The organism is Lampropedia cohaerens (genome assembly GCF_001005215.1).
Taxonomy (GTDB): Bacteria; Pseudomonadota; Gammaproteobacteria; order Burkholderiales; family Burkholderiaceae_C; genus Lampropedia; species Lampropedia cohaerens.
The window spans coordinates 1-14,183 of sequence record NZ_LBNQ01000017.1; the positions used below are offsets into that span (position 1 = coordinate 1).

The following is a 14,183-nucleotide window of genomic DNA, read 5'->3' on the forward strand; positions in this document are numbered from 1 at the left end:
AAATGGCAAAAGGTAAGTTTGAGCGCACCAAGCCCCACGTGAACGTGGGCACGATCGGGCACGTGGACCATGGCAAGACGACGCTGACGGCGGCCATTGCCACCGTGCTGTCCAAGAAGTTTGGCGGCGAAGCCAAAGGCTACGACCAGATCGACAACGCGCCGGAAGAAAAGGCGCGCGGCATCACCATCAACACCTCGCACGTTGAATACGAGACCGCCAACCGCCACTACGCCCACGTGGACTGCCCGGGCCACGCCGACTACGTCAAGAACATGATCACCGGTGCTGCGCAGATGGACGGCGCCATCCTGGTGGTCTCCGCTGCCGACGGCCCCATGCCGCAAACGCGCGAGCACATCCTGCTCTCGCGCCAGGTGGGCGTGCCCTACATCATCGTCTTCCTCAACAAGGCCGACATGGTCGATGATGAGGAACTGCTGGAACTGGTCGAAATGGAAGTGCGCGAGCTGCTCTCCAAGTACGACTTCCCCGGCGACGACACCCCCATCATCCGCGGCTCGGCCAAGCTGGCGCTCGAAGGCGACCAGAGCGACATTGGCGAGCCTGCCATCCTCAAGCTGGCTGAGGCGCTGGACACCTACATCCCCACGCCCGAGCGCGCTGTGGACGGTGCCTTCCTGATGCCGGTGGAAGACGTGTTCTCCATCTCCGGGCGTGGCACGGTGGTGACTGGCCGCGTCGAGCGTGGTGTCATCAAGGTGGGCGAGGAAATCGAAATCGTCGGTATCCGCGACACGCAAAAGACCACGGTCACAGGCGTGGAAATGTTCCGCAAGCTGCTCGACCAGGGCCAGGCTGGTGACAACGTCGGTCTGCTGCTGCGCGGCACCAAGCGTGAAGACGTCGAGCGCGGCCAGGTGCTGTGCAAGCCCGGCTCGATCAAGCCGCACACCGAGTTCACCGCCGAGGTGTACGTGCTGAGCAAGGACGAAGGGGGCCGTCACACGCCGTTCTTCAGCAACTACCGCCCGCAGTTCTACTTCCGCACGACCGACGTGACCGGCTCGATCACCTTGCCTGAAGGCAAGGAGATGGTGATGCCTGGCGACAACGTGGCCATCACGGTCAAGCTGATTGCGCCGATCGCCATGGAAGAAGGCCTGCGCTTTGCGATCCGCGAAGGCGGCCGCACGGTGGGCGCCGGTGTGGTGGCCAAGATCATCGCCTGATTGTAAGATTTGGCTCTTAGGGGTATAGCTCAATTGGCAGAGCGTCGGTCTCCAAAACCGAAGGTTGTAGGTTCGATTCCTACTGCCCCTGCCAAGGGTGGTCAAGCAGGCAACCCTTGATTGAATCAACCCGCCCCTCGTAGGCGGGTTTTGTGTCTGAAGTTACGGTGTCGCTGCTGGCTTTGCCAGGTGACGTCGCGGGAGTGAATATGGCTGTCTCATCGCAAGTCGAGACTGTGGGATCTGGCGCCAGCAAGGCCAAGGTCGTGGCCGCCGGGCTGCTGGTCATTGCGGGTATTGCCGCGTTCTATCTCTTGGCCGGTCAAGGCGGTTGGGTGCAATGGCTGGCGTTGCTGGTCGGTCTGGCAGCTGCGGCGCTGGTGTTCCTCTGGTCCAATCCGGGCAAGGATTTCGTCGGCTATGTCAAGGATTCATACAACGAGTTGAAAAAGGTTGTATGGCCGACGCGTCCGGAAGCCATGAAGATGACCGGTTACGTCTTTGCGTTTGCCATTGTGCTGGCGACGTTCCTGTGGTTGACCGACCTCGTGGTGGGCTGGGCCATTTTCGACCTGTTGCTTGGCTGGAGGAATTGATGAGCGACTCTGATACACCTGAACTGCAGCCGCAATCGGCTGCACCTGCAGCGGCTTCACAGCCTCAGGGGCTGGCCAAGCAGTGGTACATCGTCCACGCCTACTCCGGGATGGAAAAGGCCGTGGAACGCAATATTCGCGAGCGCGTTGCGCGCGCCGGCATGGAGGCCAAGTTCGGCCGCATTCTCGTGCCGACCGAGGAAGTGGTGGAGATCAAGAACGGTCAGCGCAAGACCACTGAGCGCAAGCTCTATCCCGGTTATGTATTCGTCGAGATGGTGATGGACGACGAAAGCTGGCATCTGGTCAACCAGACCAGCAAGGTTACTGGCTTCGTGGGCGGTGGCCGCAACAAGCCAACGCCCATTTCCGAGAGCGAGGTCCAGAAGATCGTCAACCAGATGCAGGAAGGTGGCGAGAAGCCCAAGCACAAGACCGAGTTCATGGTTGGCGAGCTGGTGCGTGTCAAGGAAGGCCCGTTCGCCGACTTCAATGGCAGCGTCGAGGAAGTCAATTACGAGCGCAGCCGGCTGCGCGTGTCGGTGATGATCTTCGGGCGCTCTACTCCTGTCGAGCTTGAGTTCTCACAGGTCGAGAAGACCTGATGCGAGCGTTGCCTTTGTGTCCGGTACCCGGCCCTGTGCCGGGTTTTTTGTCTGTGCTTGCAATAATTTTTCAAATCAACTAAAATCGCAGGTTCGCCAGTTTTTGGCGGTTTTTCCAACCCTTGCGGGGAGCTTTTGCAGGTGCGCGGCCGGTTGGCATGCGGCGCTGCAGGGGCGTTCGAACCCGAATCGGAGTATTCAATGGCAAAGAAGATAGTCGGCTTTATCAAGCTGCAGGTGCCTGCGGGCAAGGCCAATCCATCGCCGCCGATTGGTCCGGCGCTGGGTCAGCGCGGTCTGAACATCATGGAGTTCACCAAGGCCTTTAACGCGCAGACGCAAAACGTCGAGCCGGGCCTGCCACTTCCCGTGGTGATCACGGCCTATGCGGACAAGAGCTTTACTTTCGTCATCAAGACGCCGCCGGCGACCACGCTGATCAAGAAGGCGCTCAAGATCGACAAAGGATCTTCCAATCCCAACAAGGACAAGGTGGGCAAGATCACCCGTGCGCAGCTTGAAGAGATTGCCAAGACCAAGATGGCTGACCTCAATGCCGCCGATCTGGATGCTGCCGTGCGCATCATTGCAGGCTCTGCCCGTTCGATGGGTGTGAATGTGGAGGGTGTGTGAAATGGCCAAGCTGACCAAGAAACAAAAAGCCCTGCAAGGCAAGGTCGATACCACCAAGCTGTATCCCTGGAGTGAGGCAATTGCCCTGGTCAAGGAGGCAGCTACGGCCAAGTTCGATGAGTCCATCGATGTGGCGGTGCAGCTGGGCGTGGACGCTAAGAAGTCCGATCAGGTGGTGCGTGGTGCTGTTGTGCTGCCCAACGGGACGGGCAAGACTGCACGCGTGGCCGTGTTTGCGCAGGGCGCCAAGGCCGAGGAGGCCAAGGCTGCGGGTGCGGACGTCGTCGGCATGGAAGAGCTCGCCGCCGAATTCAAGAGCGGCAACATTCCCTATGACGTGGTGATTGCAGCGCCCGATGCCATGCGCGTGGTGGGGCAGCTGGGCCAGATTCTCGGCCCGCGTGGCCTGATGCCGAACCCCAAGGTCGGCACGGTCACGCCCGACGTTGCAACCGCGGTGAAGAATGCTAAGGCCGGTCAGGTGCAGTTCCGCGTCGACAAGGCCGGCATCATCCACGGCACGATCGGCCGTCGCTCGTTCGAGAACGAGAAGCTGCAGGAAAACCTGAAGGCGTTGCTGGAAGCCTTGAACAAGGCCAAGCCCGCAACGGCCAAGGGCGTGTACCTGCGCAAGATCGCGGTGTCCTCGACGATGGGTGTTGGCGTGCGCGTCGAGACCCAGTCGGTCGCCGCGTAACACACGAGGTTTGATGGGTGCAATGGGCCTCTTTGCGGCCTGTGGCGCTCATCGATGAAGGTGGGCTGTTGCCATAAGTGTCAAAGGCGCTGATGGTGGCAGGTCATCCGAGACCGCTGGTGCAGGAGGCTGTTCCTGCCTAAGTCGTCTGGGAGTGTCTGGACGGGCCAGCGCAGATGGTGCCCACTGTAGAAAATATTGTTTTCGATATTCTCTGGCAGTTGGTCGCTTAACTGGGCGCAGTCGCCGGTCGGCAACGGCAGGAGGCTGCATTGAAAGGAGAGGACCTTGAGTCTGAATCGCAGTGAGAAAGAGGCGGTCGTTGCTGAAGTGACCGACCTCGCCGCCAAATCCCAGACGATGGTGATGGCGGAGTACCGTGGCATCACGGTGGCTGATCTGACACGGCTGCGCGTCAAGGCTCGCGAGCAAAACGTGACCCTGAGTGTTCTGAAGAACACGCTGGCACGTCGTGCCGTGGCCGGAAGCGCTTTCGAGGTGGTGTCCGACCAGCTGACAGGCCCGCTGATCTACAGCTTCTCGGAAGATGCTGTGGCAGCTGCCAAGGTGGTGGCGGAGTTTGCCAAGACCAACGACAAGCTGGTCATCCGCGGCGGTGCCTACGAAGGCAAGGCCCTGGATGCCGAGGCTGTCAAGCAATTGGCCAGCATTCCCAGCAAGGAAGTGCTGCTGTCGCAATTGCTGGGGCTCATGCAGTCGCCGATCTCGCGCACCGCGCGCGTACTGGCGGCACTGGCCGAGCAAAAAGGCGAGGCCCAAGCGGCTTGATCTGCCAACTGTTGTGTTGGCAACCCAATGAACTGAAATTTGCTAGAGGATATTCAAAATGGCATTCGATAAAGACGCATTCCTGACCGCCCTGGACAGCATGACCGTTCTGGAACTGAACGATCTGGTCAAGGCAATCGAAGAGAAGTTTGGCGTGAGCGCCGCCGCGATGGCCGCGCCTGCTGCTGGCGGTGCCGCCGGTGGCGCAGCTGCTGCTGAAGAGAAGACCGACTTCGACGTGGTCCTGAAGGAAGCCGGCGCCAACAAGGTGTCGGTGATCAAGGCCGTGCGCGAAATCACCGGTCTGGGCCTCAAGGAAGCGAAGGACCTGGTCGACGGCGCTCCCAAGACCGTCAAGGAAGCCCTGCCCAAGGCCGATGCCGAAGCAGCGCTCAAGAAGTTGGAAGAAGCTGGCGCCAAGGCCGAGCTCAAGTAATTTCCTGCTTCGCACGAACGCCAGGCGCACCTCGAAAAAGGCGCCTGGCGCTTGTCGTTTCCACGTGCACGGCCTATGGCTGTTGCACGCTGCATCGCAGAGTGCAGACAAAAGCGCCCTTGCCTGTGAACGCTTTTGTGTGCTTTCTGCATTCACGACACAGCAAAGCACCTTGGTCGGGCCGTGTGCAACGCACGGCCGTCAGCCATGGTTGGTAGTGGCCAACCGCCAAGACTTGATGCGCCACGCGCCCACTGGTTTGCCAGCGGTGGGCCTGCGCCTGCAAGTGCACCGTCGAAGAATCCCCTGAAACCTTCAGACCGGAGATCTCATGGCTTACTCCTTTACCGAACGCAAACGCATCCGCAAGAGCTTTGGCCGCCGCGACAGCGTTTTGTCCATCCCCTATCTGCTGCAGATGCAGAAAGATGCCTATACGGCCTTTCTGCAGGCAGACGTGCCGCCGAAGAAGCGTCGCGACGAGGGCCTGCAGGCTGCGTTCAATTCGGCTTTCCCGATCGTCTCGCACAATGGCTTTGTCGAGATGAAGTTCATCGAATACAACCTGGCCAAACCGGCGTTCGACGTGCGTGAATGCCAGACCCGCGGTCTGACCTACGCCTCGGCAGTGCGCGCCCGCCTGCAGCTGATCATCTACGATCGCGATTCCTCGACGGCGCAGAACAAGGTGGTCAAGGAGGTCAAGGAGCAGGAAGTCTACATGGGCGAAGTGCCGCTGATGACCGACAAGGGTTCGTTCATCATCAACGGTACCGAGCGCGTCATCGTCTCGCAGCTGCACCGCTCGCCAGGCGTGTTCTTCGAGCACGACAAGGGCAAGACCCACAGCTCGGGCAAGCTGCTGTTCTCGGCCCGCGTGATCCCCTACCGCGGCTCGTGGCTGGACTTCGAGTTCGACCCGAAGGACTTCCTGTACTTCCGCGTCGACCGCCGCCGCAAGATGCCGGTGACCATCCTGCTCAAGGCGATCGGCCTCACGCCCGAGGCCATCCTTGCGCATTTCTTCGAGAACGACAACTTCACGCTGATGGACAGCGGCGCCCGCATGGAGCTGGTGCCCGAGCGCCTCAAGGGGGAAGTCGCGCGCTTTGACATCACCGATGCCAAGGGCAACGTGATCGTCGCCAAGGAAAAGCGTGTCACGGCCCGCCACATCCGCGAGCTCGAACAGGCGGGCCTGAAGGAAATCTCGGTGCCCGAGGACTTCCTGATCGGCCGTGTCGTGGCCAAGAACATCGTCGATCCCGACACTGGCGAGATCATCGCCAAGTGCAACGAGGAGCTGACCGAGGCGCTGCTCAAGAAGCTGCGCAGCGCAGGCATCAAGCAGCTGCCGTGCATCTACACCAACGAGCTCAACAAGGGCGGCTACATCTCGCAGACGCTGCGCATCGACGAGACGGCCGACGAGTTCGCCGCCCGCGTGGCCATCTACCGCATGATGCGCCCCGGCGAGCCGCCGACCGAGGACGCGGTGCAGGCGCTGTTCCACCGTCTGTTCTTCAATCCCGATACCTACGACCTTTCGCGCGTGGGCCGCATGAAGTTCAACGCCAAGGTCGGCAACCCCGATCCGACCGGCTCGATGGTGCTCTCCAATGAGGACATCCTCTCGGTCGTGAAGATCCTGGTCGATCTGCGCAACGGCATCGGTGAGGTCGATGACATCGACCACCTGGGCAACCGCCGCGTGCGCGGCGTGGGCGAGCTGGCCGAGAACCAGTACCGCACAGGCCTGGCGCGCATCGAGAAGGCCGTCAAGGAACGCCTGGGCACGGCCGAGCAAGAGCCGCTGATGCCGCACGACCTGATCAACTCCAAGCCGATTTCCGCGGCGCTCAAGGAGTTCTTCGGCGCGTCGCAGCTGTCGCAGTTCATGGACCAGACCAACCCGCTGTCGGAGATCACGCACAAGCGCCGTGTCTCCGCGCTTGGCCCGGGTGGTCTGACGCGCGAGCGCGCAGGCTTCGAGGTGCGTGACGTGCACGTGACCCACTACGGCCGCGTCTGCCCGATCGAAACCCCGGAAGGCCCGAACATCGGTCTGATCAACTCGCTGGCCCTGTACGCGCGCCTGAACGAGTACGGCTTCATCGAAACGCCCTACCGCCGCGTGGTCGATGGCAAGGTCACCAACGACATCGACTACCTCTCGGCCATCGAGGAAAGCAAGTACATCATTGCGCAGGCCAATGCCGAGTTGGATGACGAGGGCCGCCTGACGGGTGATCTGGTATCGGCGCGTGAGAATGGCGAATCGATTCTGGTCAACCCCGCCCGTGTGCAGTACATGGACGTCTCGCCCGCGCAGATCGTCTCGGTGGCGGCCTCGCTCGTGCCATTCCTGGAGCATGACGATGCCAACCGCGCGCTGATGGGGGCCAACATGTCCCGCCAGGCCGTGCCGGTGCTGCGTCCCGAGAAGCCGTTCGTGGGCACGGGCATCGAGCGCGTGGCCGCGGTCGACTCCGGCACCGTGGTCACCGCCAAGCGCGGCGGCGTGGTCGATTACGTCGATGCCACCCGCATCGTGATCCGCGCCAATGACGACGAGGCCATCGCCGGTGAAGTCGGGGTCGACATCTACAACCTCATCAAGTATCAGCGCTCCAACCAGAACACCAACATCCACCAGCGCCCCATCGTCAAGAAAGGCGATGTGCTGGCCAAGGGTGACGTGATTGCCGATGGCGGCTCGACCGACCTGGGCGAGTTGGCGCTGGGGCAGAACATGCTGATCGCGTTCATGCCCTGGAACGGCTACAACTTCGAGGACTCGGTGATGATCTCCGAGCGCGTCGTCTCCGACGACCGCTACACCTCCATCCACATCGAGGAACTGGTGGTGATGGCGCGCGACACCAAGCTCGGTGCCGAGGAAATCACGCGCGACATCCCCAACCTGTCCGAGCAGCAGCTCAACCGCCTGGATGATTCGGGCATCATTTACGTTGGCGCCGAAGTGCAGCCGGGCGATGTGCTGGTCGGCAAGGTCACGCCCAAGGGTGAGACCACGCTGACGCCGGAAGAGAAGCTGCTGCGCGCCATCTTCGGCGAGAAGGCCTCGGACGTGAAGGACACCTCGCTGCGCGTGGACCAGGGCTCGCAGGGTACGGTGATCGACGTGCAGGTCTTCACCCGCGAAGGCATCGAGCGTGACAAGCGCGCCCAGCAGATCATCGAGGATGAGCTCAAGCGCTACCGCCTCGACCTGAACGACCAGCTGCGCATCGTCGAGGCCGACGCCTACGACCGTGTGCGCAAGCTGCTGCAGGGCAAGGTGGCCAATGGCGGTCCGCAAAAGCTGGCCAAGGGCAGCAAGATCGAAGCGGCCTACCTGGACTCGCTCGACAAGCACCACTGGTTCGACATCCGTCCGGCCGACGAGGCCGTGGCCGCGCAGCTGGAGTCGATCAAGAACTCCATCGAAGCCACGCGCCACAGCTTCGATCTGGCGTTCGAGGAAAAGCGCCGCAAGCTCACGCAGGGCGACGAACTGCCGCCTGGCGTGCTCAAGATGGTCAAGGTTTACCTGGCCGTCAAGCGTCGCCTGCAGCCTGGTGACAAGATGGCTGGCCGCCACGGCAACAAGGGCGTGGTCTCCAAGATCACGCCGATCGAGGACATGCCCTACCTGGCGGACGGCACCACTGCCGACATCGTGCTCAACCCGCTGGGCGTGCCCTCGCGCATGAACGTCGGGCAGGTGCTCGAAGTGCATCTGGGCTGGGCCGCCAAGGGTCTGGGCGAGCGCATTGCCAAGATGCTGGAGCTCGAACGCAGCAAGCAGGTCAAGGAGCTGCGCGCATTCCTGGACAAGGTCTACAACGCGGCCGGCCACAAGGAGGATCTGGACGCGCTGAGCGATGACGAGATCATCGAGATGGCCAAGAACCTCAAGCACGGCGTGCCGTTTGCCACGCCGGTGTTCGACGGTGCCGACGAGCAGGACATCCAGAACATGCTGCAGCTGGCCTATCCGGACGACGTGGCCAAGGCCAAGGGCCTGACCGAGACGCGCACGCAGGCCTACCTGTATGACGGCCGCACTGGCGAGCGCTTCGAGCGCCCGACCACGATTGGCTACATGCACTTCCTGAAGCTGCACCACTTGGTGGACGACAAGATGCACGCGCGCTCGACCGGCCCGTACTCGCTGGTGACGCAGCAGCCGCTGGGCGGTAAGGCCCAGTTCGGTGGTCAGCGCTTCGGCGAGATGGAGGTCTGGGCGCTGGAAGCCTACGGCGCGGCCTATGTGCTGCAGGAGATGCTGACCGTCAAGTCCGACGACGTGACGGGCCGCACCAAGGTCTACGAGTCCATCGTCAAGGGCGAGCACGCCATCGAGGCCGGCATGCCGGAATCGTTCAACGTGCTGGTCAAGGAAATCCGTTCGCTGGGTCTCGACATCGAGCTCGAGCGCAACTAATCGGTAAAGGAAACCAACATGCAATCCTTACTCGACCTGTTCAAACAATTCACGCCCGACGACCACTTCGATGCGATCAAGGTGGGCCTGGCCTCGCCGGAAAAGATCCGCTCCTGGTCGTTCGGCGAAGTGAAAAAGCCCGAGACGATCAACTACCGCACCTTCAAGCCCGAGCGCGACGGCCTGTTCTGCGCCAAGATCTTCGGGCCGATCAAGGACTATGAGTGCCTGTGCGGCAAGTACAAGCGCCTCAAGCACCGCGGCGTGATCTGCGAGAAGTGCGGCGTGGAAGTCACGCAGACCAAGGTGCGCCGCGAGCGCATGGGCCACATCGACCTGGCCGCGCCCTGCGCGCACATTTGGTTCCTCAAGTCGCTGCCGTCGCGCCTGGGGCTGGTGCTGGACATGACGCTGCGCGACATCGAGCGCGTGCTGTACTTCGAAGCCTACGTCGTGACCGAGCCTGGCATGACGCCGCTGAAGAAGTTCAGCATCATGAGCGAGGACGAATACGAGGCCAAGCGCGAGGAGTACGGCGACGAATTCGACGCGCGCATGGGTGCCGAAGGCATCAAGGAGCTGCTCGACAACATCGATATCGATGCCGAGATCGAGAAGCTGCGCAATGACATGACCGGCTCCGAGGTCAAGATCAAGAAGAACGCCAAGCGCCTGAAGGTGCTGGAGTCGTTCAAGAAGTCGGGCATCAAGCCCGGCTGGATGGTGCTGGAAGTGCTGCCCGTGCTGCCGCCGGACCTGCGGCCGTTGGTGCCGCTCGATGGCGGCCGCTTTGCCACGTCCGATCTGAACGACCTGTACCGCCGCGTCATCAACCGCAACAACCGCCTGCGCCGCCTGCTGGAGCTCAAGGCGCCGGAGATCATCGCGCGCAACGAAAAGCGCATGCTGCAGGAGTCGGTCGACTCCCTGCTGGACAACGGCCGCCGTGGCAAGGCCATGACGGGCGCCAACAAGCGCGCCCTGAAGTCGCTGGCCGACATGATCAAGGGCAAGGGCGGGCGCTTCCGCCAGAACCTGCTGGGCAAGCGCGTGGACTATTCCGGCCGTTCGGTGATTACCGTCGGCCCGACGCTCAAGCTGCACCAGTGCGGCCTGCCCAAGCTGATGGCGCTGGAGCTGTTCAAGCCCTTCATCTTCGCCCAGCTCGAGCAGCGCGGCATCGCCACCACCATCAAGGCGGCCAAGAAGGAAGTGGAAGCCGGCACGCCGGTGGTGTGGGACATCCTCGAAGAGGTCATCCGCGAGCACCCGGTGATGCTCAACCGCGCCCCGACGCTGCACCGCCTGGGCATCCAGGCGTTCGAGCCGATCCTGATCGAAGGCAAGGCCATCCAGCTGCACCCGCTGGTCTGTGCGGCCTTCAACGCCGACTTCGACGGCGACCAGATGGCCGTGCACGTGCCGCTGTCGGTCGAAGCGCAGATGGAAGCGCGCGTGCTGATGCTCGCCTCCAACAACGTGTTGTTCCCGGCTTCGGGCGAGCCCTCCATCGTGCCGTCGCAGGACGTGGTGCTGGGCCTCTACCACGCCACCCGGGAGAAGATCAACGGCAAGGGCGAAGGCATGATCTTCGCCAATGTCGGCGAAGTGCAGCGTGCGCTGGAAAACGGCGTGGTCGAGCTCAACGCCCGGGTCAACGTGCGTCTGACCGAGTGGGTGCGCAACAAGACCACCGGTGAGCTGGAATCGAACACCAAGGTGCGCGAGACCACCGTCGGGCGCGCGCTGCTGTCGGAGATCCTGCCCAAGGGACTGCCCTTCGAGGTCATCAACAAGGCCTTGAAGAAGAAGGAAATCTCCAAGCTCATCAATGCCGCCTTCCGCAAGTGCGGTCTGAAAGAGACCGTCATCTTTGCCGACAAGCTGCTGCAGAACGGCTTCCGCTTGGCCACGCACGCCGGCATCTCGATCGCCATCGAGGACATGCTGGTGCCGCCGCAAAAGCACGAGATCGTCGCGCGTGCAGAGGCCGAGGTCAAGGAAATCGAGCAGCAATACACCTCCGGTCTGGTGACCGCGGGCGAGCGCTACAACAAGGTGGTGGACATCTGGGGCAAGGCCGGGGATGAGGTTTCCAAGGTCATGATGCAGCAGCTGGCCAAGGAAAAGACTGTCGACCGGCATGGCAACGAGGTGGAGCAGGAGTCCTTCAACGCCATCTACATGATGGCCGACTCGGGCGCGCGCGGCTCTGCCGCCCAGATCCGCCAGCTCGCCGGGATGCGCGGCCTGATGGCCAAGCCGGACGGCTCCATCATCGAGACCCCGATTACGGCGAACTTCCGTGAGGGGTTGAACGTGCTGCAGTACTTCATCTCCACGCACGGTGCCCGTAAGGGTCTGGCCGACACGGCGCTCAAGACCGCCAACTCCGGCTACTTGACGCGCCGTCTGGTGGACGTGACGCAGGATCTGGTCATCACAGAGGACGATTGCGGCACCAGCAACGGCACCTACATGCGTGCCGTGGTGGAAGGTGGTGAGGTCATCGAATCGCTGCGCGACCGCATCCTGGGCCGCACTGCGGCCGAGGATGTGCTGCATCCGGAAACCCGTCAGGTGCTCATTCCTGCCGGTACGCTGCTGGAGGAAGACCAGCTCGACGAGATGGAATTGGCCGGCGTGGACGAGGTGAAGGTGCGCACGGCACTGACTTGCGACACGCGCTACGGCCTGTGCGCCAAGTGCTATGGGCGCGACCTCGGGCGCGGCGGCATGATCAACCTCGGCGAGGCCGTGGGCGTGATCGCTGCCCAGTCCATCGGGGAGCCGGGCACGCAGCTGACCATGCGGACCTTCCACATCGGTGGCGCGGTGAACCGTGCGGCCATCGCTTCGAGTGTGGAGGCCAAGTCCAACGGCATCATCGGCTTCAATGCCACGATGCGCTACGTCACCAACTCCAAGGGCGAGCTGGTGGTCATTGCCCGTTCCGGCGAGATCATCATCCAGGACGAGCATGGTCGTGAGCGCGAGCGCCACAAGGTGCCGTACGGTGCCATCCTGACGGTCAAGCCCGACCAGCAGATCAAGGCCGGTACCGTGCTGGCCAACTGGGATCCGCTGACTCGCCCGATCATCACCGAGTATGCGGGCCGCGTGAAGTTCGAAGGCGTGGAAGAAGGCCTGACGGTGGCCAAGCAGGTCGACGATGTGACCGGCCTGTCCACGCTCGTCGTGATCGATCCGAAGCGCCGTGGCGCCAACAAGGTGGTGCGGCCGCTGGTCAAGCTCATCGATGCCAGCGGCAACGAGGTGAAGATCCCCGGCACTGACCACGCGGTGGCCATCGGCTTCCAGATCGGCGCGCTGATCCAGGTGCGCGACGGGCAGGAAGTCGGCCCCGGCGAGGTGCTGGCGCGCATCCCGATCGAAGGCCAGAAGACCCGCGACATCACCGGCGGTCTGCCTCGCGTGGCCGAGCTGTTCGAAGCGCGCACGCCCAAGGACAAGGGCACGCTGGCCGAGATCACCGGCACCGTCTCCTTCGGCAAGGAAACCAAGGGCAAGATCCGCCTGCAGATCACCGATCCGGAAGGCTCGGTGTGGGAGGAACTCATCCCCAAGGAAAAGAACATCCTGGTGCACGAAGGGCAGGTCGTCAACAAGGGCGAGCTGATCGTCGACGGCCCGGCCGATCCGCAGGACATCCTGCGCCTGCTGGGCATCGAGGAGCTCTCGCGCTACATCGTTGACGAGATCCAGGACGTCTACCGACTGCAGGGTGTGAAGATCAACGACAAGCACATCGAGGTGATCGTGCGCCAGATGCTGCGTCGCGTCGTGATCGAGAACCCGGGCGATTCCAGCTACATCAAGGGCGAGCAGGTCGAACGCTCGGAAATCCTCAACACCAACGAGGCGCTGCAGAAGGAAGGCAAGATTCCTGCGACCTACACCAACCTGCTGCTGGGGATCACCAAGGCTTCGCTGTCGACCGACTCGTTCATCTCGGCGGCGTCCTTCCAGGAAACCACCCGCGTGCTCACCGAGGCTGCCATCATGGGCAAGCGCGACGAGCTGCGTGGCCTGAAGGAAAACGTCATCGTTGGTCGTCTGATCCCGGCTGGCACGGGCCTGGCCTACCACCAGGCGCGCAAGGCCAAGGAGCAGATGGACGAGGCCGAGCGTCGCGCCATCGCCGAGCAGGACGAACTGCGCGATTCCGTGCAGGATGAGGCCCACACGGCCACGCCGGAAGGCGACGCGCGCTAAGGCCTTTGCCGAGTCCTTAGCGTCATGTATGAAAAAGCGCCCTTAACGGGCGCTTTTTTCTTGCGCTGTCAGCGCCGTGCGGCGTTGTTGCACAAACGTCCCGAGTCTGTAGGCTAGCGCACCCATGACCAAGCCCGCTGCCGCCCAATACCGCACCACCAACTGGAAAGATTACAGCGCAGCCCTCAAGGCCAGAGGCTCGCTCTCGGTCTGGCTGGATCGTGACATGCAATGGCACGGCCAGCCCACCGGTCGTCGCGGTCGATCACCGACGTTCAGCGATGCCGCCATCCAGTTCTGCCTGACCATCAAGGGGCTGTTCGGCCTGCCGTTGCGCCAAGTCATCGGTTTCGTGCAGAGCCTGATGCATCTGGCGGGCCTGGATGGGCCCGTGCCTGACTACAGCACGGTCTGCCGCCGCCAGAAAACGCTGACCGTGAACATCCCCTATCGCCCCAGTCGTGGTGGCTTGCATCTGCTGGTCGACAGCACCGGCGTGAAGATGCTGGGCGAAGGCGAATGGAAAACGAAGAAACATGGCTCGGAAT

Annotated in this window: 10 protein-coding genes and 1 tRNA gene; all 11 read left to right on the forward strand. The window is 62.4% G+C overall.

Features of this window, described 5'->3' with window-relative positions; all coding sequences use genetic code 11:
- Positions 1-2 precede the first annotated feature (2 nt).
- Positions 3-1,193 carry an elongation factor Tu gene (tuf, locus tag AAV94_RS03990; RefSeq protein ID WP_046741049.1) on the forward strand — a complete coding sequence of 397 codons (1,191 nt, stop codon included), beginning with the start codon at positions 3-5 and terminating at the stop codon, positions 1,191-1,193.
- A gap of 18 nt (positions 1,194-1,211) precedes the next feature.
- Positions 1,212-1,287, forward strand: a tRNA-Trp gene (locus tag AAV94_RS03995).
- A gap of 115 nt (positions 1,288-1,402) precedes the next feature.
- Positions 1,403-1,789: a preprotein translocase subunit SecE gene (secE, locus tag AAV94_RS04000; protein ID WP_046741050.1), complete on the forward strand. Its 387-nt coding sequence runs from the start codon at positions 1,403-1,405 to the stop codon at positions 1,787-1,789.
- A complete protein-coding gene (gene nusG / locus AAV94_RS04005; protein WP_084824727.1) occupies positions 1,789-2,394 on the forward strand; it encodes a transcription termination/antitermination protein NusG in 606 nt (201 codons plus the stop codon). Before secE ends, nusG begins: the two co-directional genes overlap by 1 nt.
- Positions 2,395-2,595: 201 nt before the next feature.
- Complete coding sequence (rplK, locus tag AAV94_RS04010; RefSeq protein WP_046741058.1) at positions 2,596-3,027, forward strand: 50S ribosomal protein L11; 432 nt, start codon at positions 2,596-2,598, stop codon at positions 3,025-3,027.
- A 1-nt stretch (position 3,028) separates the two neighbouring features.
- Positions 3,029-3,724, forward strand: coding sequence for a 50S ribosomal protein L1 (gene rplA, locus AAV94_RS04015; RefSeq protein ID WP_046741051.1), 696 nt, complete (start codon positions 3,029-3,031; stop codon positions 3,722-3,724).
- Positions 3,725-4,012: 288 nt separating this feature from the next.
- The gene (gene rplJ / locus AAV94_RS04020; RefSeq protein WP_046741052.1) at positions 4,013-4,513 is read left to right on the forward strand and encodes a 50S ribosomal protein L10; all 501 of its coding nucleotides are present in this window, start codon (positions 4,013-4,015) and stop codon (positions 4,511-4,513) included.
- Between the two features lie 58 nt (positions 4,514-4,571).
- Positions 4,572-4,949, forward strand: a complete 378-nt coding sequence (rplL, locus tag AAV94_RS04025) for a 50S ribosomal protein L7/L12 (RefSeq protein ID WP_046741053.1) — start codon at positions 4,572-4,574, stop codon at positions 4,947-4,949.
- 331 nt (positions 4,950-5,280) lie between these two features.
- Complete coding sequence (gene rpoB / locus AAV94_RS04030; protein ID WP_046741054.1) at positions 5,281-9,399, forward strand: DNA-directed RNA polymerase subunit beta; 4,119 nt, start codon at positions 5,281-5,283, stop codon at positions 9,397-9,399.
- 18 nt (positions 9,400-9,417) lie between these two features.
- Complete coding sequence (gene rpoC / locus AAV94_RS04035) at positions 9,418-13,635, forward strand: DNA-directed RNA polymerase subunit beta' (RefSeq protein WP_046741055.1); 4,218 nt, start codon at positions 9,418-9,420, stop codon at positions 13,633-13,635.
- Between the two features lie 124 nt (positions 13,636-13,759).
- On the forward strand, positions 13,760-14,183 hold a 424-nt coding region (locus AAV94_RS04040), incomplete at its 3' end, for an IS5 family transposase (RefSeq protein WP_046741056.1).

Bases quoted from the DNA above. Each gene is read 5' to 3' on its own strand.
- rpoB (WP_046741054.1), top strand. From the start codon at position 5,281: ATGGCTTACTCCTTTACCGAACGCAAACGCATCCGCAAGAGCTTTGGC.
- tuf (WP_046741049.1), top strand. From the start codon at position 3: ATGGCAAAAGGTAAGTTTGAGCGCACCAAGCCCCACGTGAACGTGGGC.
- rplA (WP_046741051.1), top strand. From the start codon at position 3,029: ATGGCCAAGCTGACCAAGAAACAAAAAGCCCTGCAAGGCAAGGTCGAT.
- secE (WP_046741050.1), top strand. From the start codon at position 1,403: ATGGCTGTCTCATCGCAAGTCGAGACTGTGGGATCTGGCGCCAGCAAG.
- rpoC (WP_046741055.1), top strand. From the start codon at position 9,418: ATGCAATCCTTACTCGACCTGTTCAAACAATTCACGCCCGACGACCAC.
- nusG (WP_084824727.1), top strand. From the start codon at position 1,789: ATGAGCGACTCTGATACACCTGAACTGCAGCCGCAATCGGCTGCACCT.
- rplK (WP_046741058.1), top strand. From the start codon at position 2,596: ATGGCAAAGAAGATAGTCGGCTTTATCAAGCTGCAGGTGCCTGCGGGC.
- rplL (WP_046741053.1), top strand. From the start codon at position 4,572: ATGGCATTCGATAAAGACGCATTCCTGACCGCCCTGGACAGCATGACC.